The following is an 892-nucleotide window of genomic DNA, read 5'->3' as shown; positions in this document are numbered from 1 at the left end:
TTTCTTTGCCTGAAGCGTCTTGGTCTGGAATGAGCACGGTAGTCATCAAGCAGCTCGAATCCAAAGCGGCGGCGGGTATGTGCCACTCGGCCAACGCTGCGGTCACACCAGATACCATGGGTTCTGGTAGGTACCGGAGTAAAGTTGCCACTGCACTCCAAATTTACCAGTTGCCAGCAGTAACCTCATAGTCATCCTGGACCTGAAGGCGATCTATCTTGAAACCGTAGATCGTCTTGACCTGGGCAGGTGTAGCAACCCCCTCGAACCAAGGTGCCGAACCCCAAGGGTAGTCGCTTGCCACCGCGACCAGCCCATGTTTGACCGGGTTTCGATGGACATAGCTCAGGCGTGCGAGGTACGAACGCTCATAGGTTAAGGCGGTCTCCCAATAGTTGTACCAGACCTTGCGCCCCGGAGTGGCATCGAGCCGATTCACCCATTTTGCGGTCTTCTCGTGCAACAGACCAAGCATAAGGGATAGGCTTTCGGCGGTTGATTCCGAGCAGTGGCCGACGAAGTGATAGTGATTCGAGAATACCGCCCAGGCCTCGAGCCGCCAGCCGAAATCCTCGGCAACCTTCAGGAGTCCTCGGTGTAGCACACCTAACCGTTCGGGACCGTGAAAATAATGCTGCTTGCCGTAAGTACCAGCGGAAACGAGGAAGGTCCCCCCTTGGGAAAGACGATGTGTTGGTGCGTGGGGCCAGGGTGTCTGGATATTCTGCTTCACCATCGGAGGGGCGATTTGGTGCGTCGGATCGCTGATTTTAACCTGTGTATTCGGTGAACATTGTACGGGGTAAATGCAGCGCCGAATCCAAAGCGGCGGCGGGTGTGTGCCACCTGGCTAACGCTACGGTCACAATAGGCTTTGTGGGTTTTGATAAGC

At 55.6% G+C, this 892-nt stretch carries 1 protein-coding gene; it reads right to left on the bottom strand.

Annotated elements, in window-relative coordinates:
• Window positions 1-163: 163 nt before the first annotated feature.
• A complete protein-coding gene (locus tag BQ17_RS13920; RefSeq protein WP_089728046.1) occupies window positions 164-736 on the bottom strand; it encodes a hypothetical protein in 573 nt (190 codons plus the stop codon).
• Window positions 737-892 lie beyond the last annotated feature (156 nt).

Origin of the sequence: Candidatus Thiosymbion oneisti (assembly GCF_900092655.1) — a bacterium.
GTDB classification, from domain to species: Bacteria; Pseudomonadota; Gammaproteobacteria; order Chromatiales; family Chromatiaceae; genus Thiosymbion; species Thiosymbion oneisti.
This window is presented reverse-complemented; position numbering and strand designations above follow the sequence as displayed.

What these genes read in the sequence shown, in the direction of transcription:
- BQ17_RS13920 (WP_089728046.1), bottom strand. Translation starts at nt 736, where the DNA reads ATGGTGAAGCAGAATATCCAGACACCCTGGCCCCACGCACCAACACAT.